This is a genomic window from Streptococcus suis (assembly GCF_019794555.1).
GTDB lineage: Bacteria > Bacillota > Bacilli > Lactobacillales > Streptococcaceae > Streptococcus > Streptococcus suis_AB.
Genome location: NZ_JAIMEP010000031.1, coordinates 1 through 23,306 on the forward strand (window position 1 = coordinate 1; position 23,306 = coordinate 23,306).

23 protein-coding genes and 4 pseudogenes are annotated in these 23,306 nt (G+C 41.7%); 8 read left to right on the forward strand and 19 right to left on the reverse strand.

Going from position 1 to position 23,306, the window contains the following annotated elements; all coding sequences use genetic code 11:
• Positions 1–222: 222 nt before the first annotated feature.
• From K6V48_RS09875 to K6V48_RS11910, 8 genes and pseudogenes are all read right to left on the reverse strand, one after another.
• A complete protein-coding gene (locus tag K6V48_RS09875; RefSeq protein ID WP_222369442.1) occupies positions 223–2,385 on the reverse strand; it encodes a heavy metal translocating P-type ATPase in 2,163 nt (720 codons plus the stop codon).
• A 138-nt stretch (positions 2,386–2,523) separates the two neighbouring features.
• Positions 2,524–2,730 carry a copper chaperone TcrZ gene (gene tcrZ / locus K6V48_RS09880; protein WP_002335389.1) on the reverse strand — a complete coding sequence of 69 codons (207 nt, stop codon included), beginning with the start codon at positions 2,728–2,730 and terminating at the stop codon, positions 2,524–2,526.
• A gap of 24 nt (positions 2,731–2,754) precedes the next feature.
• A pseudogene (locus K6V48_RS09885) lies at positions 2,755–2,955 on the reverse strand (HAD family hydrolase); the annotation flags it as partial.
• 294 nt (positions 2,956–3,249) lie between these two features.
• Complete coding sequence (gene gap, locus K6V48_RS09890; protein ID WP_171989921.1) at positions 3,250–4,251, reverse strand: type I glyceraldehyde-3-phosphate dehydrogenase; 1,002 nt, start codon at positions 4,249–4,251, stop codon at positions 3,250–3,252.
• 297 nt (positions 4,252–4,548) lie between these two features.
• Positions 4,549–5,295: a YdhK family protein gene (locus K6V48_RS09895; protein WP_239604282.1), complete on the reverse strand. Its 747-nt coding sequence runs from the start codon at positions 5,293–5,295 to the stop codon at positions 4,549–4,551.
• 157 nt (positions 5,296–5,452) lie between these two features.
• Positions 5,453–5,908, reverse strand: a complete 456-nt coding sequence (locus K6V48_RS09900; RefSeq protein WP_039671262.1) for a CopY/TcrY family copper transport repressor — start codon at positions 5,906–5,908, stop codon at positions 5,453–5,455.
• Between the two features lie 469 nt (positions 5,909–6,377).
• Positions 6,378–7,273, reverse strand: a pseudogene (locus tag K6V48_RS12150) (replication initiator protein A); the annotation flags it as partial.
• Positions 7,274–7,306: 33 nt separating this feature from the next.
• Positions 7,307–7,497 (reverse strand): annotated as a pseudogene (locus K6V48_RS11910) (hypothetical protein).
• A 192-nt stretch (positions 7,498–7,689) separates the two neighbouring features.
• Here K6V48_RS11910 and aao point away from each other — a divergent pair.
• The 5 genes from aao (at position 7,690) to ald (ending at position 13,203) form a co-directional block, all read left to right on the forward strand.
• A complete protein-coding gene (gene aao / locus K6V48_RS09915) occupies positions 7,690–8,862 on the forward strand; it encodes an aminoacetone oxidase (protein WP_172066244.1) in 1,173 nt (390 codons plus the stop codon).
• Positions 8,863–8,897: 35 nt separating this feature from the next.
• Positions 8,898–9,590 carry a GNAT family N-acetyltransferase gene (locus K6V48_RS09920; protein ID WP_222369443.1) on the forward strand — a complete coding sequence of 231 codons (693 nt, stop codon included), beginning with the start codon at positions 8,898–8,900 and terminating at the stop codon, positions 9,588–9,590.
• Between the two features lie 80 nt (positions 9,591–9,670).
• On the forward strand, positions 9,671–10,369 hold the full coding sequence (locus K6V48_RS09925) for an ABC transporter ATP-binding protein (RefSeq protein ID WP_222369444.1): 699 nt from the start codon (positions 9,671–9,673) through the stop codon (positions 10,367–10,369).
• Between the two features lie 9 nt (positions 10,370–10,378).
• A complete protein-coding gene (locus tag K6V48_RS09930; protein WP_222369445.1) occupies positions 10,379–12,004 on the forward strand; it encodes a hypothetical protein in 1,626 nt (541 codons plus the stop codon).
• Between the two features lie 101 nt (positions 12,005–12,105).
• On the forward strand, positions 12,106–13,203 hold the full coding sequence (ald, locus tag K6V48_RS09935) for an alanine dehydrogenase (RefSeq protein WP_172039233.1): 1,098 nt from the start codon (positions 12,106–12,108) through the stop codon (positions 13,201–13,203).
• A 223-nt stretch (positions 13,204–13,426) separates the two neighbouring features.
• Here ald and K6V48_RS09940 read toward each other — a convergent pair whose 3' ends face one another.
• From K6V48_RS09940 to K6V48_RS09990, 11 genes are all read right to left on the reverse strand, one after another.
• Complete coding sequence (locus K6V48_RS09940) at positions 13,427–13,642, reverse strand: putative sulfate exporter family transporter (protein WP_315863161.1); 216 nt, start codon at positions 13,640–13,642, stop codon at positions 13,427–13,429.
• 175 nt (positions 13,643–13,817) lie between these two features.
• The gene (locus K6V48_RS09945; protein ID WP_222369446.1) at positions 13,818–14,339 is read right to left on the reverse strand and encodes a hypothetical protein; all 522 of its coding nucleotides are present in this window, start codon (positions 14,337–14,339) and stop codon (positions 13,818–13,820) included.
• Entirely contained in the window at positions 14,332–14,841 is a 510-nt protein-coding gene (locus K6V48_RS09950) for a hypothetical protein (protein ID WP_222369447.1), read from the reverse strand. Before K6V48_RS09950 ends, K6V48_RS09945 begins: the two co-directional genes overlap by 8 nt.
• 7 nt (positions 14,842–14,848) lie before the next feature.
• Positions 14,849–15,358, reverse strand: coding sequence for a hypothetical protein (locus K6V48_RS09955; RefSeq protein WP_222369448.1), 510 nt, complete (start codon positions 15,356–15,358; stop codon positions 14,849–14,851).
• A 244-nt stretch (positions 15,359–15,602) separates the two neighbouring features.
• Positions 15,603–16,625, reverse strand: a complete 1,023-nt coding sequence (locus K6V48_RS09960) for a YeiH family protein (protein ID WP_222369449.1) — start codon at positions 16,623–16,625, stop codon at positions 15,603–15,605.
• 9 nt (positions 16,626–16,634) lie between these two features.
• A complete protein-coding gene (locus K6V48_RS09965) occupies positions 16,635–16,958 on the reverse strand; it encodes an AzlD domain-containing protein (RefSeq protein ID WP_024392372.1) in 324 nt (107 codons plus the stop codon).
• Positions 16,945–17,646, reverse strand: coding sequence for an AzlC family ABC transporter permease (locus tag K6V48_RS09970; RefSeq protein WP_222369451.1), 702 nt, complete (start codon positions 17,644–17,646; stop codon positions 16,945–16,947). The genes K6V48_RS09965 and K6V48_RS09970 overlap by 14 nt, the downstream gene beginning before the upstream one ends.
• A 302-nt stretch (positions 17,647–17,948) precedes the next feature.
• A complete protein-coding gene (tsaD, locus tag K6V48_RS09975) occupies positions 17,949–18,956 on the reverse strand; it encodes a tRNA (adenosine(37)-N6)-threonylcarbamoyltransferase complex transferase subunit TsaD (RefSeq protein WP_222369453.1) in 1,008 nt (335 codons plus the stop codon).
• The gene (rimI, locus tag K6V48_RS09980) at positions 18,946–19,386 is read right to left on the reverse strand and encodes a ribosomal protein S18-alanine N-acetyltransferase (RefSeq protein ID WP_172066229.1); all 441 of its coding nucleotides are present in this window, start codon (positions 19,384–19,386) and stop codon (positions 18,946–18,948) included. Before rimI ends, tsaD begins: the two co-directional genes overlap by 11 nt.
• Positions 19,383–20,066 (reverse strand): tRNA (adenosine(37)-N6)-threonylcarbamoyltransferase complex dimerization subunit type 1 TsaB, encoded by a 684-nt coding sequence (gene tsaB / locus K6V48_RS09985; RefSeq protein WP_222369455.1) that lies wholly within the window; start codon positions 20,064–20,066, stop codon positions 19,383–19,385. The genes rimI and tsaB overlap by 4 nt, the downstream gene beginning before the upstream one ends.
• A gap of 369 nt (positions 20,067–20,435) precedes the next feature.
• Positions 20,436–20,627: a helix-turn-helix domain-containing protein gene (locus tag K6V48_RS09990; RefSeq protein WP_222369457.1), complete on the reverse strand. Its 192-nt coding sequence runs from the start codon at positions 20,625–20,627 to the stop codon at positions 20,436–20,438.
• 315 nt (positions 20,628–20,942) lie between these two features.
• On the opposite strand from K6V48_RS09990, the gene K6V48_RS09995 reads away from it, so the two are divergent.
• The 3 genes and pseudogenes from K6V48_RS09995 to K6V48_RS10005 form a co-directional block, all read left to right on the forward strand.
• A complete protein-coding gene (locus K6V48_RS09995) occupies positions 20,943–21,173 on the forward strand; it encodes an RNA polymerase epsilon subunit (protein ID WP_024392378.1) in 231 nt (76 codons plus the stop codon).
• A 3-nt stretch (positions 21,174–21,176) separates the two neighbouring features.
• The gene (gene rnjA / locus K6V48_RS10000; RefSeq protein ID WP_024392379.1) at positions 21,177–22,856 is read left to right on the forward strand and encodes a ribonuclease J1; all 1,680 of its coding nucleotides are present in this window, start codon (positions 21,177–21,179) and stop codon (positions 22,854–22,856) included.
• A 307-nt stretch (positions 22,857–23,163) separates the two neighbouring features.
• Positions 23,164–23,306 (forward strand): annotated as a pseudogene (locus K6V48_RS10005) (IS5/IS1182 family transposase); the annotation flags it as partial.

Below are 23,306 nucleotides of genomic sequence, written 5' to 3' on the forward strand. Positions count from 1 at the left end.
GGGGAGAGCCCTTTTCAGCTTATCCCCTAAAAACAAGAAAGAGATAAAGAAAGAGAGGACGAACTTCGTCCTCTCTAGGTCTTAGCTTTTCATCTACCCCCTACAGTTGACAAAGAGCCAATTTATCGATCTATGATTTTCCTTATACAGCATACTGGCTGGTCTGACCCGATTCTGGAAGGGGGTCAAACCAGCCAGTGCTTTTTTCGTTCCTGCTTCGTTTTATTTTGGATCTAATTTCAATGTCATAGCATTGATGGCAACGATAACAGTGGAGAGGGACATGAGGACGGCACCGACTGCTGGACTTAATGTTATGCCAATTGGTGCTAGTATTCCTGCAGCAATTGGAATCGCGATAAAATTGTAGCCTGCTCCCCATACCAAGTTTTGTTTCATTTTACGTGTCGTCTTGTTTGCTAACTCGATAAAGGATTCAATATCCCCTGGATCAGACTGAGTAAGGATAATATCCGCAGAATCCAAAGCTACTTGCGTTCCAGCTCCGATTGCAATACCTACGTCTGCCAAGGCAAGGGAAGGTGCGTCATTGACCCCGTCTCCCACCATGATAACCGTCTTGTTTTGGTTTTTCATGGACTCGACCAGCTTGTACTTATCTTCCGGAGATTGATTGGCTTGGTATTGAATACCTAGAACTTCTGCAACTCCTTGTGCAGCTTCCTCGTTATCACCAGTAGCCATGAGTGGTTCAATTCCGTATTTTTTCAGCACCTCGATCAAGTTTCTGCTGGTTTCCTTCAGTTCATCTCCCAATGCGACAGCGCCGATTGCTTCATTATTTTCTACAAGGATACTTAAAGTAGCGCCTTTCGGAATATCCATACGCAATGCTTTTCCGTATGCCTTTTGGCTGATTAATTGATAGTGGTGGCCGTTCGCCTCCCCTTCTATTCCTGCTCCCGAAACGATTTCAATGGAGTCAAAGGAAACTGACTTAATGCCTTTCGCTTCAGCGTGGTTCACAATCGATTGGGCAATCGGGTGACTGGAGCCCGCCTCTATACCCGCCAACAAGCCTGTAATTTCTTCTTCAGAATATTTATCACTCAAAACAGTGACGTCCAAGACTTTAAATTCACCAGTTGTTAAAGTACCTGTTTTATCCAATACCATAACATCCGCTTTAGTAGTTAATTCCAAAGCTTCTCTATTTTTAACCAGTAATCCTCGACTTGCACCCAAACTAGTACTACGTGATACTACCAAGGGAATAGCAAGACCCAAAGCATGTGGGCAGGCAATAACTAACGCAGTCACAGTAAAGATAACGGCTGTAGGTAAATCTGCAATGATCATCCAGGCTACTAGAGCGATTAAAGCTACTACAACGGCAATGTAGAACAACCAGCCAGCTACTTTGTGAGCCACATTCTCTGCTCGAGATGGTTGGCTTTGTGCTTGGCTGATTAATGTCTGAACCTGAGAAATGAAGGACTTATCGCCCGTCTGCTTTATTTCCACATAGAGGACTCCGCCACCATTGGTTGATCCACCGATGACCTCATCTCCGGGTTTTTTTTCAATTGGTTTCGATTCCCCAGTCACAAGCGCTTCGTTTAAACGGGATTCTCCGCGGATAATGATACCATCAGCTGGAACATTTTCTCCTGCTTGAACACGGATAACATCTCCAATCTGAAGTTCAGACACAGGGCGAGTCTCAATCGAATCGTCTTCTAAAACAACATGAGCATCTTTCGGCACCAACTCAGCCAATGCTTTTTGCGCGTCCCCTGCTTCACCCAATGCCTTCATTTCAATCCAGTGTCCTAACAACATGATTAAAATTAACGTTGTAAACTCAAAGAAGAAGTCCATGACATGTTCTCCGGTCACATATCGAGCGGCCACTGCGTAAACACTATAGGCATAAGAAACCGTTATTCCCAAAGTAATCAAGGACATCATGCCTGGAGCTTTTGAATTAAACTCATCCTTCGCACCCATGTAGAATGGTTTTCCGCCATAAATGTATAGAATTGTTGCCAATACAGCTGCTACAACGTCTGCATAAGGAAAGATAATTTGGAAAGGCAACTGAATATCCATCAAAGGCGTAATGAGTAAGATTGCAATTCCTAATGGGAGTGACTTCAAGAAAATCTCCTTAAAGCTACCGTGATGGTGGTGGGCATGCCCCCCCATTGCGCCATGATCCATTTCACTGTGATCCATCGCACTATGATTCATCTTGCTGTGATCCATCTGACTATGATTCATCTTGCTGTGATCCATCGCACTATGATTCATCTTGCTGTGATCCATCTGACTATGTTCCATTTCATTATGGTCGTGTTTTGAGTGATCCATGTCACCGTGATTATGATGACTATGTGACGAATGTTTTTTGTTATTCCTCATTTTTAATTCCTCCTTATTATATTAGAGACTGATTTTAAAGTTTTAGAACCTTCTCATCTAACACTGCATATAATTCTCATGAAAAGGGTTCTATATTTTATCTCTATCTACTATCTATGAATAAATGGTATTCGTACTTTATACACTTAATACTGAATAGTTAGTTTCTGCTAAAGCAGCATTGAGCGTTTCGGTATCAATCTCTGTTTGACTTTCAAGTACTGCTTTTTTAGTCGCTAAATCAACCTCTACAGATTCAACCCCTTCAATAGCTGAAAATTTTTCTTGCACTGTATTGGCACAACCTGCACATTTTACGCCATCTAATAAGACTTCTTTTTTCATTATTCTATTCCCCTTTTTTTTATCTTCAGGTAATACTTCACTTAATACACTGTCTATACCCACTTGCTTAGCAATCGCTTTGGCTGTACGTTTGTTATCTCCAGTAATCATGATTACTTCAACACCGCGTCTTCTAAGTTCTTTAGCAGCCTTCATACTATTTTCCTTGAGTGTGTCAGCTACTGCGATAATTCCAGCTAGTTCTCCATCAACAGAGAGATACATCTAATGCTATAACAATCGGTACGAAATATCCAGTAATGATATCGGCCATTCGAGCAATGGGTGCTTTAGACCCTTGAGCATCTTCTACTAATTTTAATTTGGATATTCATCACCATTATTTCTCACTTCCCTTTTGCGTTTACAAAAGTAACCTACAACCGCAGTCTACACTCGTAAACTATGGCTGTCAAGGAATTTTTATTGCGTCTCATATAAAGCATTAAAAATACCTATCTACCTTTAGATGATACACGCACCTTCCATATAGATACCAGGAATCAGATGAATAAGGAGTTAAACCAACTTCGAAAAGTGTTCTACAAGACGGATCATATTGCTTACAAAGCCATATTCGTTATCGTACCAAGCAACTGTTTTAACCAATTGTCCCCCATTTGCATCTAATACTTCTGTTAACGTTGCATCAAAAACGGATCCATGTGTAGTCCCCACGACATCGGAGGAAACAATTTCATCCTCAGTGTACCCATATGAATCATTCGCGGCTGCCTTCATCACTTCGTTAATCTGATCAACGGTTACCTCTCTATCCAACACCGAGAACAGTTCTACAAAGCCCGCAGTAATGACAGGAACCCGTGTGGTGGTACCCGTAATGATCCCTTTAACCTCTGGAATGACTTTTCCTAATGCGTTGTCAGCGCCAGTCGTAACAGGAATAACATTTTGAGCACCTGCGCGACTTTTACGTCCCCCGGGAGCATCTTGCAAGTTTTGTGTCGCTGTATAGGCACGCGATCCTGTCATCAGGCCTCGTTGAATCCCAAACTCGTCCACTAATACTTTTGTCATTAAGGCTAAACCGTTTGTCGTACAGGAAGCGGCGGAAATAATTTTGTCACTTGGACTCAAAATTTCTTGGTTGACACCAAAGACAACGACTTTCGTTTCTTCATCTTTAGTTGGTGCTGAAATAATTACTTTTTTAGCTCCAGCGTCTATGTGTGCCTGTGCTTTTTCATTAGTTGTGTAGAAGCCTGTACATTCCAAAACGATATCAATGTCCAAATCGGACCATGGTAGTTTTTTGGCATCCTTTTCTTCGAATGTTTTAACTTCTTTGCCATCAACCAGAATTGAATCGCCTCTTACCTCGATATCATAAGGGAAAATCCCATATGCAGTATCGTATTTTAAAGAGTAGGCTAAATCCTCATTATTTGTTAAATCATTTACTGCAACAACCTGTAGTTCTGAGTCCCTCAACTCTTTAATACGGCGAAATGCTAAGCGTCCAATACGACCAAACCCATTAATAGCTATTTTTATTGTCATTTAATCTCATTCCTTCTTTTTTCATTTTGACTACAACTGTAATCTGCTTAATAATTATAGATTACAGTAATAAACTATAATTGTCAAGCTTTTTAATCCTTAGTTAAGAACAAAAAATTCGTTGTTCTTCAAAGACATTCTTTATCATAAATTTAGAATTTGTTTCATCGAAAGCCCAATTCGATAGGTCGAATCTAAATCTTACGTTAGTTTACGATTGTATTCCTTTGTATGCTCGCAACCTATTCAGGTAAACAAATCACGTCAATAGTTCTTTTTTAGATACATCCCTGTTTCTTACTCAGCAGAAAGCTCCGAGTCGGTTACCCATTTATGGTTCTTGACTTCCTCTCCACCCGTGGTTGGCTGGTAGTCAATCACGTATACTGTGGTGCTTTTAGCATCGTCAATCGTAGCCGTTGCGCCTTCCATGCCTTCCGTGTGGTTGGCTTCCAAGGTTACCTCGTCTCCTGGTTCGAAAGGTTCCTCTCCTGCATCCGCAATCTCCTGGTGAATTACCCATTTGTGATTCTCTTCGCGCGGGCCGCCATTCGTAGGATCATAGGATACCTCGTAGGCTACAGTGTCAAAAGCGCCCACAATCGTGGCTTCTGCCCCCTCCATGCCTTCCATGTGCCCGTCTGTGATTGTTGCCGTCTCCCCCACATTGTAGGTAGGATTTTCAGCTTCTTCCAAACCTGCTGGGATTTCACCAGATTCATCGTGCACCATGCCGCCGTGATCACCACTTTCTGAAGATGTTTCTTCGGTTGTCGTTTGATTTGTATCTGTTCCAGTAGATTCATTTATCTCGTCACTGCCACATGCTCCAAGTAATAAGGCAGATGACAGTAAAATAGTTCCTATCCATTTTTTATTCTGTTTCATTTTTTTCCTCCTGAATTTAAAAAAATAAATCTTTAAACTATCATGCTTTTTGTGTTGATAATAGCTTCCAGACTGCTTCTCAATTGGTTCTCCGATTGAGAATAAATAATCAACTATCGGAATATTATAGAAATTAATTTCTTTGTTATCAGACATTTCTTCCCACTCCTTGTGCTGTAAAGCATATGTTTTATCTGCTATTGCTTATTGGTCTAGATCTTTTAGTCTTTCTTCCATTTTTTTTTTTGTTTCTTCGTTTCTTCGTTTCTAAAAGATGATATTCTATTCATTTGATAATATTCATTTTCGCTCCTTATTCTCCATGATGATGTAAATGGCAATCGCATTGCCCTTCTGTACACTGACAATCCACTTCTTCTACTGCGAAAGCTTTTTTCATTTCTAATATTTCTTCTAGTCGCTGGATATCATCAAAGCTTAAGACATGATTTTCAATGATACTCCCTACTGCATTCCCGACATTCTTTCGACAAATACGGTTGAAAATATCGTCTGTATACTTTCCTACGGCTTCTTTCTCTTCAATATTGGCAGTATAAATAAATTTTCTACCTTCTTTCTCTGTATTTAGTACGCCTTTTTCAACCAGTCGACCTAAGAGCGTTTTGATAGTGGCTTGTTTCCAGTCCATTTTTTCTTTCAATATGGAGATGACTTCTTTACTAGTCACTCGACCATTCGCCCAGACTACACGCATAACTTCCCATTCAGTATCTGTGATATGAGGGCTAACTACTATTGTACTCATTCTCTTTTCCCCCTTATTGTCTACATGTGTAAACGTAAATGCTTGAGATAAGTTTACTATTGTAAACCATTCTTGTCAAGTCTTTTTTAAATAAATGTAACCAGCTATTATTGTCTATGTTTTCCTATCTTTACCCAATACTAATTATAAGGTTACCATTGATTTACTTTTATTGATTTTAGAATTCCTTATTTTTAAAATTATATTTTCTAAATATGATGAACACTATTGAGCAATTTAATTGTTTATCGTATTTAGGAAATCAAGAATTGAGAAAAAGCGGAAAAATAGAAAAAAACCTATACACACGGAAGTTATCAAATCTTTTGTTCTGTTGTTCTAAATATTCAATTTTACCGACTATTAATTGTCTTAATTTCATGTCTTATTAATCTCCTCGAGTTCGAGTATCTAAATATAGAAAAGGTAAACTGCTACAATACCTAGTACCCATCTATTTGATTTCCTACTATTCGGAAAAAGCCATTTCAGCTTTTCTATGAGCAAGGATTTTAGCTTCAAGTCTTCTTTCTTCCTTGAGATTTTCTAAGGACTTAAGAAGGTACGCTAAAGGGGATTCACTGTCAGAGGTATTCGCTCAATAACGTTAATTATTTCTCGACTTGTTATATAGCCGTCAGAGAGGTATTGTCCTATCATCATTTTTTGTTTATGAGTTAGACTATAATTTTGAAACTCACCAGTGAATAAATCTTGTTGGCAAAATTCACCGTTATATTCATCAGCAATTACTTGTAGGAGAGAATAATATTGAGGGTCAATATATTTTTCGGATTTTTCAATAGATGAGATATTATCAGCTCTAATAGACGAAGAAAATTCTTTAGAATTTTTTGAGCTCTTTCTAGAACTAGTATATTCACTTAAATAAGTCTCATTGTCTTCAGTATCATTAGGGGCTGATTTTGACACTAGCCTCGTGTTATTTTGACATCCCCCTGGTATAAATTTGACACCACTCTAGATTCTACATGGGAATCTTCAACTTTTTTGTTATTTTGGGTAAGGAAGTTATCCTTCAATTGACCTAGATATATACGATTTGCCAAGCTCCCAGTCTTGGTCGTTGATTGTTGAACCTCATAAATTAAACCAAATTGTGTTAATTCTTTTTTCATTATTAACAGAGTAGACTTAGAACAATTTAAAATATCCATCAGTTTAGAATTGGAATAGACTAAAAACACATACCCATCTTCATCAATCCAATTATTTTTAAAAGACAAACTTAATCTATCTTTTAATACTGCATAGAAGACTTTGGCATCTAATCTCATTTCTTTGTAAAGATCACTCTCAAAAAGTATTTTAGGCAATGCATAGAATCTTTCTGAAGTTTGATATTCATCGGCACTTATTAAAATAATATTTTCCATATTATTCTGCCTCACCTACTTTTAACATCATCCCACCTGATTCGGGAAATTTAATTAAATTGAATTGCTCAAGCTCTTGAGAGACTCTTCGACTTTGGAACGTGACCAACCAGTATCTTTCATCAAAGAAACAATAACCATGTTTCTTGACTGTCTTTGTTTAGCACGTGTGTTTTTATAGCTTGATGTCATAAAATAATTTCCTTTCGGGTAGTAAAAAATAAACAAAAAGAGAACGATTTCTCGTTCTATTAAATTTATTTAGTATTTTTCTTATTTCTCAAAACTCTAGATACTTACAGGAGGACCGCTAAGAAGAGACATGCACTTTTCTACAAAGTGAAGACCGACACCAAAGCTCGTGTTTTGTGGTACAATAAAGGCATGAATACAGTAGATACCATTATTATCGGAGCAGGGCCAGCCGGCATGATGGCTGCGATTTCTTCCAGCTTTTACGGCAAGAAAACCCTACTCCTCGAAAAAAACAAGCGTTTGGGCAAGAAACTGTCTGGCACAGGTGGCGGACGTTGCAATGTGACAAACAACGGCACACTGGAAGACCTACTGGCTGGTATTCCTGGAAATGGCCGATTTCTATACAGCGTCTTCTCCCAATTTGACAACCACGATATCATGAATTTCTTTCAGGAAAACGGGGTCAAGCTCAAAGTGGAGGACCACGGCCGTGTCTTTCCAACCACCGACCGCTCCCAGACCATTATCAAGTGCCTGGAGATGAAGATGCTGGAAAACGGCGTAGACATTCGCACAGGTACGGAGGTGGTTTCCGTCCGCAAGATGGACGACCTCTTCCATGTCAAGACCAACGAGGAAACCTTTACCGCTCCTCAGCTGATTGTCACCACTGGCGGCAAGACTTATCCTTCCACCGGCTCGACTGGCTTTGGTCACGACATTGCCCGCCACTTCAAGCTGGAAGTCACGGAGATTGAGGCCGCTGAAAGCCCCGTTCTGACTGACTTCCCCCACAAGAAGCTCCAAGGCATTTCCCTAGACGACGTCACCCTGACCTACGGCAAGCACGTCATCACCCACGACCTGCTCTTTACCCACTTTGGCCTGTCGGGACCCGCTGCTCTTCGCTTGTCCAGTTTTGTCAAAGGCGGCGAAACCGCATTTCTCGATGCTCTGCCGACCCATTCTGACCAAGACTTGTTTGAGCATTTAGAAAAGAACAGAGAAAAATCCGTCAAGAATGCCCTTAGAGAGCTCCTGCCAGACCGCCTTGCAGACTTTTTCGCTGAAAACTATGATAGCAAGGTCAAACAAGTTTCCCAAAAGGACCTGACTGATCTGGTCTCCCTGCTCAAAGCCCTGCCGATTAAGATTACGGGCAAGATGTCCTTAGCCAAGTCCTTTGTGACCAAGGGTGGCGTTGACCTCAAGGAAATCAATCCCAAAACCTTGGAAAGTAAGAAAATCCCTGGCCTCCACTTTGCTGGTGAGGTCTTGGACATCAACGCCCACACAGGTGGCTTTAACATTACCTACTGTCTAGCAACTGGCTGGGTGGCAGGAAGTTTGCATTATTAGAAATCACTCTTCAAGCTCAACCTAAAGGAGAAGCTATGCCTATTAATTCATTTAATCAAGAAATCGGCGCACCACTACCTCACCATCAAGCTGGTAGTCTCCCTACTATTGACGTTCTCCAAGGAAAAACCGTTCGCTTGGAAAAACTCAGACCAGATCACGCCAATGCAATCTATCAATTCTATGGTCCTACTGCCAAGCAAGCTGATTGGACCTATTTATCTATTGATCCCTTTAAAGACTATACAAGTTTTCAATCATATTTCCAACAAATGTTGGACTCAGCCGATCCTTATTATCTTGCTATCATTGACCAATCTACCAATCAAGCCATCGGAACATTTGCACTGATGCGCATGGATTCTAAAAATCGTGTCATTGAAGTGGGATGGGTCCTCTTTTCTCCTCAACTCCAAAAAACACGACAAGCAACGGAGGCTCACTACTTGCTTATGTCCTATATTTTTGAGAACCTAGGCTATCGCAGATATGAATGGAAGTGTGATCATTTAAATGGTCCATCACGCCGGGCCGCACTACGATTGGGCTTTACGTATGAAGGCACATTTCGACAAGCTTTGGTCTATAAGGAAAGGAATCGTGATACGGATTGGTTTTCTATAGTAGACAAAGAATGGAACTCCCGTAAACAAAGACTAGAAAGCTGGTTAGAGGATGCCAACTTTGACAAGAATGGCCAACAAAAATATTCCCTATCTTCTCTATAAATTCAAGCAAATTTTGCTTGAATTTTTTTGTTTATTGTTGTATGATAAAACCACAACAATGTTACAAAAGGAGTTTAGCTATGCAACTGAAACTTTCCTCCATATCAAAAAAATTTGATTATAAAATCATTCTTGAAGATGCTTCTTTTACCTTTGAAAAGGGGAAGATTTATGGTTTGCTGGGGCGAAATGGTGCTGGTAAGACAACCTTGTTTAACTGTATTGCTCGAAATCTGACACTAAACAGTGGCAGTATCCAGTTTGTAGAGAGGGAAGAACTGATTGACTACGACAATACGGACATCGGATTTACCCAGACCTATCCGCAGCTACCTGCCTTTATGACGGCCTATGAGTTTGTCCGTTTCTATATGGATATTCACAAGGATAAGCTCAAATCTCCTCGTAGTCCAGAAGCATGGCTAAACTTGGTCGGTATCGGAGAAGAAGACCAGCACCGTCTACTCAAGGACTTTTCCCACGGTATGCAGAACAAGGTCCAGTTGCTCCTGTCTTTGATTGTCCAGCCTCCTGTCCTGCTCTTAGATGAACCTCTGACTTCCTTTGACCCTGTGGCTGCCCACGAGTTCAAGCAACTAATTCGGGAAGCTAAGAAGGATTCCGTCATTATATTTTCCACCCACATTTTGCAGCTGGCTCAGGATCTCTGTGACGAGATTGTTTTGCTCCATCACCAAGAATTGCAAGCAGTTCCGAGTGACAAACTCCACGACCCTGACTTTGAACAAGAGATTGTTCAGCTACTGACAGCAGATTAGGAGGAGCTTATGAAAACCATTCTACGTTATTTTTGGTATCGGGAAAAGTATGCCCTCCATCGCTCCGTCAACGGATTTTTCTACTATCTACGGAAACTGCCACTTGTGGGAAAGAGCATCCCAGAAAGTATTTTCAAGTCTTATAGTTTTAAGTCTGGTCTCTTTTTGGTCCTGCTCATCTTATCCATCCCCAGTCGCTTCCTGGTCAAAGGAATTTGGTTAACCATTTATTCTTGCATTGCTGCCTTCTGGATCAAACTCCTATCCAACAATCAGCTGGACTTTTGGCAAATCCCGTCAGATACTTGGCTTCTAGGCTTTTCCATGTGGATGGTCTTTGTTGGCTACACCTATCGATTTGGCAAGGGATTTGAGCCTTTTATCGCCAAGCCCGAGCGGGAATTCATGCGAAATTTCGGTCTTTCCCAGTCTAGTTTTCTCCATAGTCAACTCTTTGTAGAGCCCATTATCACCAGTCTGTCCTACCTGCCTGCCCTGCTGATTTTTTCTAGCCTATCAGGAAATTGGCTCTATCTGCCTCTAGGATTACTGACCATTCCGACAGGAGTTTTTACTGGTCAGGCTCTCAACCGCTGGTTTTTTAATCGACGGATTCTATCCCGCCGTAATTCTTGGCAATCCTGGGTTATCTTGGGTACTGGTCTAGCAGCTATTGCCAGTCTTATCTTTTTCCGCAATCATCTGTCTCCCATCTTTTTACTGCCTGTCCTTGTCTGTCAGGTCTTGCTGATTTGGTTTGGTTATCGTTATTTGAAACAACAGACCAATCATCTGGACTATCTCTATTATTGCATGGACCAGTCCTTGCAGATGGATAAGAAGATTTTTGAGATGACCAAGGGAAACGAGTACACCCGACAAGGTTTGCAGATGCAGGCAAAACTCAATGCGGAAACAGGAAAGGACCTGTCCCACCTGTCTGGCATGACCTACCTAAACGCTCTGCTATTTGACCGCTACCGCTCCATCCTTACGAAAAAACTGCATTTTCGCTTGGGTTGTCTTTTGGCTATTGTCCTTTTTATTGAAGGAATTCGTTGGTTTTCAAAAGAGGATATAGAAATAAGCAATGCCAACTACATCGAGGGACTGCCTTTTGCTTTCATGGTCATGTATACCGCCTCCATGGGTAAGGCTGTCGCACAGATGGTCTTTGTTAATTGCGATATTTCCATGCTCCACTATCCATTTTACCGCGAAGCAAAGACCATTATTGCAGGCTTTCATTATCGTTTTCTGCAAACTGTAAAATTAAATTCTGCCTTCTCTGGGTCTCTATTATTGTCCCTCATCATCTTTACTAGAGCGCAGCTACCTATTGAAACCTATCTCCTAACTGCTCTGCTCCTGCTGAGTCTAACAGCCCTATTTTCCTTCCACGACCTCTTTATCTACTATATCCTCCAACCCTTTACCAAGGACATGGAGGTTGTCAACCCAGTCTATAAATTTCTCAGTGGCGTTCTCTACTGGGTAGCCTATCTCAATATCAAGCTGGATTTAGGCAGTCACTTGTACATCCTACTCATTTCGCTGGCCATGATTGCCTATGTCAGTATCGGTTACTGGATTTTATTGAAAAAAGCTCCGCAGACCTTTAGATTGAAGGGATAACTATAACTATTTTTATGGAGTATCTAGGTCTAGCCTTTCCAAGAAAGCGCTTTTATGATAAAGTATAAGAATACTACATTTATTAAAGGAGAATATTTGTTATGATTATTGGTATTCCTAAAGAGATTAAAAACAATGAAAACCGTGTTGGAATCACACCAGCAGGTGTCCTTAGCTTTACACAAGCAGGTCACGAAGTTTGGGTAGAAAAAGGAGCAGGTCTTGGATCTGGTTATAGTGATGCAGAATATGAAGCACAAGGTGCCATTCTCAAAAATACTGCCGAAGAAACCTGGGCAGCCGACATGGTGCTCAAGGTTAAAGAACCACTAGAAAGTGAATACACATTCTTTCGTTCAGGCCTGTTACTCTTTACCTATCTCCACCTGGCTCCTGCACCAGAATTGACTCAAGCTTTGATAAACGGTGATGTGATTGCCATCGGCTATGAAACAGTTGTTGACCATGGGACACTTCCTCTTCTAAATCCTATGAGCGAGGTTGCTGGTCGCATGGCAACACAATTAGGGGCACAATTCCTTACCAAGATTGAAGGTGGTTCAGGTATTCTACTAGGTGGTGTTCCTGGGGTCAAAAAAGGCCATGTGGTTATCATCGGTGGCGGAAATGTCGGTATCAACGCTGCGCAAATGGCTGTCGGTCTAGGCGCAAGAGTGACGATTTTAGATATCAATCCAAAACGCCTGGCTGAACTAGACGCCCAATTCGATGGCAAGGTTCAAACTCTCATGTCCAATACATTCAATATTACTGAAAGTGTAAAAGAGGCTGATCTACTGATTGGGGCAGTCCTTATCCCTGGAGCACGCGCACCAAAATTAGTGACCAAGGAAATGGTTGCGAGTATGAAACCTGGCTCTGTCATCATCGATGTCGCCGTAGACCAAGGTGGCATCATTGAAACAGCCGACCGTGTCACCACACATGACAATCCAACCTACCTAGTAGATGGAGTTGTTCACTATGCGGTTGCCAACATGCCTGGTGCTGTTGCTCGTACATCCACTCAGGCACTCACAAATGCCACCCTTCCTTACGCTCTCGAATTAGCCAATAAGGGAGCAGAGCAAGCTATCGCTGACAGCACAGCCCTACGAACAGGTCTAAACATCTATCGTGGCAAAGTAACCAACCAAGCCGTTGCTGCTTCGCTTGGACTTGCCTATTCTGATATCTAAATCTAGCAATCATTACAAACGCAAATTCTTTTCCAGTTACTATAGTCAAATGAATTAGCTTTCAGACAAGGAACTGAGGGCAGACAGTACTAGAGTACGGCAAGCCGAAAGCGACGATGTATCAAAGTTAATTCAAATGACTATATTTATGCGTAACTCAAGTAATAAACCAGTCTATATAAACCAAAAAATCCTAGTATCGACTAGGATTTTTTTAATTTCTTCACCAAATTCCCAAGATTGCCTGCCAAACCAGTGTCAGCACAGTCACGCCCAGCCAGCAAACTAGTCCGACCAGAAGTGTAGCTCTGCCATTTTTCATCAAAGAAAAGACATTTGTCCGCAAACCAATAGTAGCCATGGCCATACAAATGAGAAATTTGGACAGGGTTTTGAGCGGGCCAAAAAAATCCGTCCCCAGTCCAAAGTGACCTGCGATTAATAGTCTAGATTTTCTTTGTACAACATTTCAACTCTCCCTCTGTTCATTAGCCAGCATTCCTATCTCTTTTACTTTGCATATGAAAAGCCATTAGAAATCGAACTCTAACGGCTTTACCTTCGTCTTGTGAACAAATCACTCTCATTTCACAATTCGTTTAACTGTATAATTCTTAATTAAACTGTTTGTAGTATTTCTCGTTAAATAGTTTTTGAAGGTTGATTTTAGGTTTAGGTTGCGCTTCTAAGATAGAGGGCAAGATTTTATCGAGAAATAATTTCGCCTCTTTTTGATATTGTGAATCATATTTTTTGTTATCAATATCATTAGTGTAATAATAAGAAAATTTTCCAGTCATATCAAAATGATAATTTTCATTTTTAGTACTATTCCAGAGTAAGAAATCTGTCCCGTAGGCTAACACCAAAGATTTATCCAATAAAACTGCGCCATTTCCATCAAGATCGTAGGATAATTTATTAGTCGAAGGTCTTTCAATACTGTCCAGATGAGTTAAAATGATTACTAATTCTGGATTCGTCCCTTCTTTCCGAGGCAACTGTTGGACATAGTACCCTGCGTAGTGAGAGAGATTATATGCGATATACAGCTTTCCAATCCCCCAAAGCAGGAGGCTTATGAAGGTTAGGATAAGGGCAACAAGTATTTTCTTTTTCATAGATAGCTTATTCATTAAACTGTTTGTAGTATTTGTCGTTAAATAGTTTTTGAAGGCTAATTTTAGGTTTAGGTTGTACTTCTAAGATAGGGGGCAGGATTTTATTGAGAAGTAATTCCGCCTCTTTTTGATATTGTGAATCATATTTTTTGTTATCAATATCATTAGTGTAATAATAAGAAAATTTTCCAGTCATATCAAAATGATAATTTTCATTCTTAGTACTATTCCAGAGTAAGAAATCTGTCCCGTAGGCTAACACCAAAGATTTATCCAATAAAACTGCGCCATTCCCATCAAGGTCATAGGATAATTTATTGGTCGAAGGTCTTTCAATACTGTCCAAATGAGTTAAAATGATGACCAACTCAGGATTGGTCCCCTCCTTCCGAGGCATGTGCTGGACATAGTACCCTGCATAGTGAGAGAGATTATATGCGATATACAGCTTTCCAATCCCCAAAAGCAGGAGGCTTATGAGGATTAGGATAAGGGCAACAAGTAATTTCTTTTTCATAGATAGCTTATTCATTAAACTGTTTGTAGTATTTGTAGTTAAATAGTTTTTGAAGGTTGATTTTAGGTTTAGGTTGCGCTTCTAGGATAGGAGGTAGGATTTTATCGAGGAGTAATTCCGCCTCTTTTTGATATTGCGCGTCAGAATTTGTATTGTCGATATCATCAGTGTAATAATAAGAAAAACTACCTACTTTGTTGAAAACATATTTCTTATTCTCAGTATGATTCCAAAGATGAATATCTATTCTTTGACTTAATATTAATGACTTGTCCAATAAAACTGCGCCATTTCCATCAAGATCGTAGGATAATTTATTAGTCGAAGGTCTTTCAATACTGTCCAGATGAGTTAAAATGATTACTAATTCTGGATTCGTCCCTTCTTTCCGAGGCAACTGTTGGACATAGTACCCTGCGTAGTGAGAGAGATTATATGCGATATACAGCTTTCCAATCCCCCAAAGCAGGAGGCTTATGAAGGTTAGGATAAGGGCAACAAGTAATTTCTTTTTCATATTACCTCTTTTTCATAATTTCATAAAAGTTCATTATAGCACAACTGCTTTAAAATAATCTACCTTAATTAGCTTTTAGTCACGCCATAGGCATGAAAAAACGCATATAATCTTTTTCAAGCTACATGCATTTTTCAACAATATTTTCGCGACTTTTACATACTTGCGTGGATGTATCCTTATTTTCCCTTACATTATCAAAAGTCTCAGGATAAAAATATAAGTTTTTATGAAAAATTTATTTCTACCAAACCCCAAGCATCCCCTGCCAAACCAGTGTCAGCACAGTCACTCCCAACCAACAAGCAAGGCCGACCAGAAGAGCAGCTCTGCCATTTTTTACCAAGGCCAACACATTAGTCCGCAAACCAATAGCAGCCATGGCCATACAAATAAGAAACTTGGACAGGCTTTTAAGTGGAGTAAAAACCGCTGTTCCCACTCCAAAATGACCTGCAATTGTTGTCACCAGACTGGCTAGGATAAAATACAAAATAAAAGTCGGAAAACCTGTCAGGAGGGACTTCTTGTCTGCCTTGAGACCCTTTCCTCGGGTTTGCCAAATTGCTAAAACCGTTGTAATCGGGATAATAGCCAGAGTCCGCGTCAACTTGACGGTCACTGCCGTGTCCAAGGTCTGACTGCCTAGGCCATAAAGGCTATCCCAAGTAGCCGCCGTTGCGGTGACCGACGAGGTGTCATTGACCGCCGTTCCGGCGAACATCCCAAAGGCCTGACCCGAATCGGTCGAAAACCCAAGCCAGGTTGCCAAAGTCGGAAAAACCAAGGCCGCCAAGACATTAAAGAGAAAGATGACGGAGATTGCTTGTGCTACATCCTCATCATCCGCCTTAATAATAGGAGCTGTCGCCGCAATGGCAGAGCCACCACAGATAGAGGTCCCTACGCCAATCAAGGTCGCCAGATGAGATGAAATCGGTAGCCATTTCCACATCAAGAAGGCCAAAAACAAAGCGAAACTGATAGTGGAAAGAATAATTGGAAGAGATTGACGTCCAACAGCCAATACCGCTGATAAGTTTAACCCAAATCCCAAACAAATCACAGCATACTGTAAAACTTTCTTGGAAGTAAAGGTTAAGCCTGACTGAAATGCATTTTTACTTGAAAAATAGGGATACAGACCCATCCCGATTAGAAGGGAGAAGACCGGTCCACCAACAAGGGGAAACAACTGACCTAACCACTGACCCACCAAAGCCAAAAGGAAACAAAGTCCGACACCTTTGGCATTTTCCTTTACCATAAACCCCTCCTAAAATATCAAACGTAATGCCGCGGTTGTAACAACCCCAACCAAAACTGCTAAGAGAATATTTTTTGTTTTCAAGACTACAAAAAATGTCGGAAGAATAGCTAGACTTTCTACCGGGAGAATACTTGGCAAGGAGCCAACTTTCTCATCCATAATACTGGAAAGGGTCAATGCAAAAATGATTGTGATTGGCAAAAAGCTGAGGAATTTCACCAACTTTGGAGGCAGGGATTTGTTCTGTGTCAGTACAAAAGGCAAAACACGTGGCACCCAAGTCACTAGGGCCGCTGCTAGAATAATCAATAGAATACTAGTTTTTATCATCAATCATCACCCCCACAAAACAACCCAAAATCGTCGCCAAGAGCACAGCCACATAAGACGACACTAGCACAGACAGGCCGACATAGGCTAGACCAACCGCCAGCAAAATCAAGCCGATTTTTTTCAAAGGAATAGTCCGAGCCATCACCTCTAGTTGCCCTGAGAAAATCCCGACGAACATAGCGACCAAGGCAAAGTCCAACCCAAATTGCTCAGGATTTGGAATAAGACCACCAATCAGATTGCCTAGAGTCGTAAATGTAACCCAAGAAGCGTAGCTCGCAAAGTTGTTGCCGTACATCCAGCTAGGGGCAATCTGCTTTTCCTCAATGTGTTTCCGCAAGAGAACCGCATAGGATTCATCCGTTAAAAATGAGCCAATCAAGATATTGGAGCCCAGACTGTTGCCCTGAAAAATGGTCGTCGTATGCAGGCACAGGAGAAAATTCCGCAGGTTGACAAAGAAAACCGTCACCGCAATGGACACCAAGGGAGCCCCAGCTAAAATCATGGCACACATGACAAATTGGGCACTTCCTGCATAGACCAAAAGGCTCATCAGCCCCATTTCCACCGCAGAAATGCCGGAATTAACCGATACGACACCGCAGGCTAGGCCAATACTAGCATAGCCCAGAGCTGTGGGAATAGCATCCCGCAAGCCTTCACGAAAATCCTCTTTTTTCATCTTCTCTCCTTTGAATAGCAAGTTATACTCAATGAAATTCAAAATCAGACTAGCTCCAAAGGTTTGGGGAACCTTTGGAGGTTGGAGATAGAGCGAACGTAGTTCATTTCTACTTAGCAGATAGAACCCTGTTACTATTTTGTTTCAAGGTAACAGGCTGAAAGACTCCACTGGAGCCTTTCACTCATCAAATCAAGTCAACAACGTCTGGTTTTGATTTTCGAAGAGTATTATATCACTCTAGTATAGAGGACTTGTCCCCCACCGTCAATAGAAAAAGCCGCTTTCGCGACCCATCTTTCTTACAAATTCTCAAAAGCAAGACTAGGCTTGGCATTGAGGTCCCAGCCAGCAGTATTTTCTTTGTTATATTCACTAACGGCTGCCAAGGCAATCATACCTGCATTGTCACCGCAGAGTCGAAGCGGGGGAATGATGACCTCTACATCGGTGATTTCAGCTGCCAACCGCTCTCGTAAGCCCTGATTAGCTGCCACACCGCCCGCCACGACCAAGGTCTTAACAGGGTATTTTTCCAAGGCTTTCTTGGTCTTAGCCATTAGAATATCTAAGACACAGGCTTGAAATGAGGCTGACAGGTCCACATTGGACAAGGTTTCCCCTTTCTGCTGGGCATTGTGGTAGAGGTTGATAAAGGCGGATTTGAGTCCAGAAAAAGAAAACTCCAAATTATCCTCCTTAATCATAGCACGAGGGAAATCATAAATGTCCTGACCCTCATGTGCCAACTCATCGATGACACGACCAGCTGGATAGGGCAGACCCATGACCCGCCCTACCTTATCATAGGCCTCTCCGACCGCATCATCTCGCGTTTCACCGACAATCTTGTAGTCGCCCGCTTCTGACACATAGACCAACTCCGTGTGCCCACCGCTGACCAAGAGAGCCAAGAGCGGAAACTCCAATTCCTTGACCGCACGTGCCGCCATCAAATGCCCTGCCATGTGATTGACAGGAATGAGCGGCAAGCCATTAGCCCAAGCAAAGGCCTTGGCAGCCGAAATCCCGACTAGCAAGGCACCGACCAAGCCAGGCCCATAGGTCACAGCCACAGCCGTCAGGTCCTCTGCCGTCACCTCTGCCTCCAACAAAGCCTCCTCGATACAAGCCGTTATCACTTCCACATGGTGACGGCTGGCCACTTCAGGCACCACCCCGCCAAACCGCTGGTGGCTGGCAATCTGGCTGGCAATAACATTGGACAAAAGCTCCGCATCATTTCGCAAAACAGCCACCGAGGTCTCGTCACAGGAGGTCTCAATCGCCAAAATCAATCTATCTTTCATCACGTTCTCTCTTCATCATCACCGCGTCCTCGACAGGATGGCGGTAGTAGTCTTTTCGTTTTCCTATTTGGGTAAAATGCTGGCGTGTATAGAGGTCCTGAGCTGCACTGTTGGACTCCCTCACTTCGAGGAAGATATCCCCATCCCAGTCCATCACAGCAGCCATCAGTTGACTGGCGATTCCCATCCTCTGAAAATCAGCCTTGACAGCAATCTGCAAGATTTCCATCTCATCCAGCACCGTCTGCACAGCCAAAAATCCGACTAATTCCTGACCCTCATAGGCCAGATAATAATCCTCATCCTGACTATCCATACTGGAGGCAATCTGTTCCAGAGTCCATGGAGATTGCTCATAGACCGACTGCATAACTGCCAAAATAGACTCTGCCAGATTTTCCTGACCATCGTAGTGTTTAATCTCTATCATACACGTTTGATATAACTTTCTGAGTCAGCTTGGTTGTCCTTGAGCCAGTTTTCTTCTGCCTCTACCCGCTTGAGATAGTTGGGCTCAAAGCTAGTGACATCAACTGCTGGCAAGTCTTGACCAAGCACCGCCAGCTGATAGGCAGACGGCAGACTGGTCTGGTAATGGGCAGCTGGCAGAGCTTGCTCGATTTGCTCCATAAAGTTTTCTACTTCTCCAACAAAGGTGATATTTTCCTTACCAGCCAGGCTAGAAAGTAAGTCTTCAAAAGACCAGTAGCGGTCTGGCTCGACTGCTCTGCCATTTTCATAAACACCTGCATAGACGCAGTTACGGCGGGCATCGATGAGGGGAACCACCAGACCCGTCAGGCTAGGAGGAACCAGAGACTGAAGACTAGATAGCCCCACCAAGTCGATCTTGAGGGTGTAGGCCAAGGTCTTGGCAGTCGCCACCGCCACCCGCAGACCCGTGTAGGAGCCCGGTCCTTGAGCGACCACGATCCTATCCAAGTCTTTGGGCGTCCATCCCACCTGTTCTACCAAAAAATCGACCACAGGCATGAGGCTGATACTATGATTTTTCTTGACAGCCAACAGGGTTTCCGCCTGCAAACGACCGTCCTCCACCAAGGCAACTGATAAAGCCTGATTGGAGCTATCTAAAGCTAGTATTTTCATCTTCTCCTCTTTCCTTATACTCAATGAAAATCAAAATCAGACTAGCTCCAAAGGTTTGGGGAACCTTTGGAGGTTGGAGATAGAGCGAACGTAGTTCGTTTCTACTTAGCAGATAGAACCCTGTTACTATTTTGTTTCAAGGTAACAGGCTGAAAGGCTCCACTGGAGCCTTTCACTCATCAAATCAAGTCAACAACGTCTGATTTTGATTTTCGAAGAGTATTTCAATGCTACTCTCTATTGTAAGCCATCTTGACCTTTTTTTCAAATAATGAAAAGACTGGGGTATGATTTCCCCGTCAGTCATTCTTCTTTTTTCAACTCTACCACTTGATCATATTGAATATCCTCGTCGATATGGTGGGCGATTCATGAACTAATGTTGATTCCCTCAACTGCCACAATCAACTTGTCCGCAGCTAACATGGACTTGCCCGATTCAAAACGTGATAGCTGGACTGCTGTAAAATCTCCTCTGACGACATCCTTTTGCTTGACCAAACGAGAACGACGAAGTTCTCGATAAAATTGACCTAACCCTACCTCTGGTGCTGTCCCCATGGTCTACCTCCTCTCAGTGAACCATCACATAATATTATTAGATTTATCATAATAAACATTTATATTTTTGTCAACTTACAATGTTATATTTGTGATTCATGATAATTTCAGAAAATACCGCCCAGGTTCTCACCTAATTTTCATTTTCCTAACACTTCCATTTACCAAGTCCTAACTTTATGATATAATAAGGAGAATTATTTAGACTGTCGAAATCAACAACTCTAGAAAACTGAATACCAAGCAACAAATAGAAAACTATTTGGGTCTTTTTTCGTAGGTTGCAGTCAAAGCAGAAAGGAATATGTATAACATATGATTTATAAAGTTTTTTATCAAGAGTCAAAAGTGAGTCCTCGTCGCGAACAGACACGCTCACTTTACATGGAAGTTGAAGCAGAAAGCGAATTACAAGGTCGTATTATTGCGCGTGAGCTAGTAGAAAAAACATACCCACAATACAATATCGAATTCATCGAACTTCTATCCGAAAAGCACCTCCAATATGAGAAGGAGCATGCTGATTTTAGTATTACGGAGTTCTAATCCATGTCAGCAATAAATCTAAAACCCCAAGAAGTTGGCGTCTTTGCCATCGGTGGTTTGGGAGAAATCGGAAAAAATACCTATGGTATTGAATACCAAGATGAAATTTTGATTGTCGACGCAGGTATTAAATTTCCTGAAGACGATCTGTTAGGTATTGACTATGTCATCCCAGACTACTCCTATATCGTTGAAAATCTAGACCGTGTCAAAGGTCTAGTCATCACACACGGTCACGAAGATCATATTGGAGGAATTCCATTCTTACTCAAACAAGCGAACGTACCTATCTATGCGGGTCCGCTAGCACTATCTTTGATACGCGGTAAATTGGAAGAACATGGCCTGCTTCGTGATGCTACTCTCCATGAGATTAACCATAAAACAGAGCTTACCTTCAAACACTTAAAAGTTAGTTTTTTCCGAACAACTCACTCAATTCCAGAACCACTTGGAATCGTCGTAGACACGCCCCAAGGTAAAATTGTCTGCACCGGTGACTTTAAATTTGACTTCACTCCCGTTGGAGAACCAGCTGACTTGCACCGCATGGCTGCGCTCGGTGAAGAAGGCGTCCTCTGTCTTTTATCCGATTCAACTAACGCAGAGGTTCCAACCTTTACTAACTCCGAAAAAGTTGTTGGTCAATCCATTATGAAATTGATTGAAGGCATTCATGGTCGTATTATCTTTGCATCATTCGCCTCCAACATTTTCCGCCTTCAACAAGCAGCCGATGCAGCAGTAAAAACAGGTCGAAAAATTGCAGTTTTTGGCCGTTCAATGGAGAAAGCAATTGTAAATGGTATTGAATTAGGCTATATAAAGGTCCCTAAAGATACCTTTATCGAACCAAATGAAATAAAAGAATATCCAGCTAATGAAGTCTTGATTCTATGTACAGGTAGTCAAGGTGAACCTATGGCTGCACTTTCTCGAATTGCTCATGGTACCCACAGACAAGTCCAACTTCAACCAGGTGATACTGTTATCTTCTCGTCCAGTCCTATTCCGGGAAATACCACAGGGGTTAACAAATTAATCAATATTCTGATTGAAGCAGGTGTAGATGTTATCCACGGTAAGATTAACAACATCCATACCTCTGGACACGGTGGCCAACAAGAGCAAAAACTCATGCTCCGCCTCATCAAACCAAAATACTTCATGCCTGTTCATGGCGAATACCGTATGCAAAAAATCCATGCTGGTTTAGCTGTTGATACTGGCGTTCCTAAAGAAAACATCTTCATCATGGAAAATGGTGATGTCCTTGCACTTACAAAAGATTCAGCTCGCATAGCCGGTCAATTCAACGCCCAGGACATTTACGTTGATGGCAATCGAATTGGCGAAATCGGTGCAGCTGTTCTTAAAGATAGACGCGATCTCTCTGAAGACGGTGTCGTTCTCGCTGTTGCAACGGTCGACTTCAAGTCGAAAATGATTCTTGCTGGTCCAGATATCCTTAGTCGAGGATTCATCTATATGCGTGAATCAGGAGATCTTATCCGTGAAAGCCAACGAATTCTATTTGATGCCATACGAATCGCCATGCGCAATAAGGACGCAAGCATCCAAACGGTCAACGGTGCAATTGTCAACGCCCTCCGACCATTCCTATATGAAAAAACAGAACGTGAACCAATCATTATCCCAATGATTCTCACCCCGGATAAATAAAAAGGTCCAGTGGACCTTTCAGAACGTAGACAAACTCCTAAAAATATAAAAAATTGAAGAAGTTTGCAAAAGATAGCAAGTCATTAAACTCTTAGAAACATTGATATTTCGGCATTTCTGAGAGTTTTTTATTTTCAACATAAAGAAAAAAGATTGAAGAACATTGTCCAAAATGGATTTTTTCTTCAATCTGAAAGGTCCAGTGGACCTTTCAGACTGAAGACAAAGTCCTTAGAATTGATTTTCTAAGGGCTTTTCTTCGTATTTAGGAGTATAATATAAGAAAAAGGACTTATGAGGTTCTCCTATGCTACACAAAGAAAACCCTGATTACAACCGCAATCAGTACGGTTTCTATACCCTTGACCAGCTTGTGCCTGCAGATCATTTCCTGCGCCAAGTGGAAGCTGTGATTGACTTCGACTTCATTTATGATCTAGTAGAAGATAC

Bases quoted from the DNA above. Each gene is read 5' to 3' on its own strand.
- K6V48_RS09930 (WP_222369445.1), top strand. From the start codon at position 10,379: ATGAAAACCATTCTACGTTATTTTTGGTATCGGGAAAAGTATGCCCTC.
- tsaD (WP_222369453.1), bottom strand. From the start codon at position 18,956: ATGAAAGATAGATTGATTTTGGCGATTGAGACCTCCTGTGACGAGACC.
- K6V48_RS09965 (WP_024392372.1), bottom strand. From the start codon at position 16,958: ATGATAAAAACTAGTATTCTATTGATTATTCTAGCAGCGGCCCTAGTG.
- K6V48_RS09970 (WP_222369451.1), bottom strand. From the start codon at position 17,646: ATGAAAAAAGAGGATTTTCGTGAAGGCTTGCGGGATGCTATTCCCACA.
- aao (WP_172066244.1), top strand. From the start codon at position 7,690: ATGAATACAGTAGATACCATTATTATCGGAGCAGGGCCAGCCGGCATG.
- gap (WP_171989921.1), bottom strand. From the start codon at position 4,251: ATGACAATAAAAATAGCTATTAATGGGTTTGGTCGTATTGGACGCTTA.
- tcrZ (WP_002335389.1), bottom strand. From the start codon at position 2,730: ATGAAAAAAGAAGTCTTATTAGATGGCGTAAAATGTGCAGGTTGTGCC.
- ald (WP_172039233.1), top strand. From the start codon at position 12,106: ATGATTATTGGTATTCCTAAAGAGATTAAAAACAATGAAAACCGTGTT.
- K6V48_RS09875 (WP_222369442.1), bottom strand. From the start codon at position 2,385: ATGAGGAATAACAAAAAACATTCGTCACATAGTCATCATAATCACGGT.
- K6V48_RS09895 (WP_239604282.1), bottom strand. From the start codon at position 5,295: ATGTCTGATAACAAAGAAATTAATTTCTATAATATTCCGATAGTTGAT.
- rimI (WP_172066229.1), bottom strand. From the start codon at position 19,386: ATGATAGAGATTAAACACTACGATGGTCAGGAAAATCTGGCAGAGTCT.
- rnjA (WP_024392379.1), top strand. From the start codon at position 21,177: ATGTCAGCAATAAATCTAAAACCCCAAGAAGTTGGCGTCTTTGCCATC.
- K6V48_RS09990 (WP_222369457.1), bottom strand. From the start codon at position 20,627: ATGGGGACAGCACCAGAGGTAGGGTTAGGTCAATTTTATCGAGAACTT.
- K6V48_RS09920 (WP_222369443.1), top strand. From the start codon at position 8,898: ATGCCTATTAATTCATTTAATCAAGAAATCGGCGCACCACTACCTCAC.
- tsaB (WP_222369455.1), bottom strand. From the start codon at position 20,066: ATGAAAATACTAGCTTTAGATAGCTCCAATCAGGCTTTATCAGTTGCC.
- K6V48_RS09925 (WP_222369444.1), top strand. From the start codon at position 9,671: ATGCAACTGAAACTTTCCTCCATATCAAAAAAATTTGATTATAAAATC.
- K6V48_RS09995 (WP_024392378.1), top strand. From the start codon at position 20,943: ATGATTTATAAAGTTTTTTATCAAGAGTCAAAAGTGAGTCCTCGTCGC.
- K6V48_RS09960 (WP_222369449.1), bottom strand. From the start codon at position 16,625: ATGGTAAAGGAAAATGCCAAAGGTGTCGGACTTTGTTTCCTTTTGGCT.
- K6V48_RS09950 (WP_222369447.1), bottom strand. From the start codon at position 14,841: ATGAAAAAGAAATTACTTGTTGCCCTTATCCTAATCCTCATAAGCCTC.
- K6V48_RS09955 (WP_222369448.1), bottom strand. From the start codon at position 15,358: ATGAAAAAGAAATTACTTGTTGCCCTTATCCTAACCTTCATAAGCCTC.
- K6V48_RS09900 (WP_039671262.1), bottom strand. From the start codon at position 5,908: ATGAGTACAATAGTAGTTAGCCCTCATATCACAGATACTGAATGGGAA.
- K6V48_RS09945 (WP_222369446.1), bottom strand. From the start codon at position 14,339: ATGAATAAGCTATCTATGAAAAAGAAAATACTTGTTGCCCTTATCCTA.